The organism is Pauljensenia sp. UMB3104 (assembly GCF_030217285.1).
Classification (GTDB): domain Bacteria; phylum Actinomycetota; class Actinomycetes; order Actinomycetales; family Actinomycetaceae; genus Pauljensenia.
In genome coordinates, this window is the sequence record NZ_JASONN010000334.1 from 1 (window position 1) to 268 (window position 268).

Here is a 268-nt window from a genome sequence, read left to right on the forward strand (position 1 = left end):
TAGGGCAGGGGCCAACGGCGCAAGATATCCGCGATGCCCATCTTGGGATAGTAGCCGGCTATGACGCTGGCCAAGTAGCTAAGGCGATGATTACGGTAGCCGCCGAGCAATGGCCGCGTCAGCAGATTCGCAAATGGGCCGAAGAAAATAAGTCGATCTCTAGCTCTGGCATGCAGGTAGCACAGATTCTGCTAGAGGCATCTAAAGAAGGTTAGTAATGAAGAACATCCTGGTGATCACCTTTTCGGATATTCCGAAGGACGCCCGC

At 53.4% G+C, this 268-nt stretch carries 1 protein-coding gene; it reads left to right on the forward strand.

The window, feature by feature from the left end; all coding sequences use genetic code 11:
* Positions 1 to 215: hypothetical protein (locus tag QP415_RS11930; RefSeq protein WP_442953490.1), on the forward strand; the 215-nt coding region annotated here is incomplete at its 5' end.
* Positions 216 to 268 lie beyond the last annotated feature (53 nt).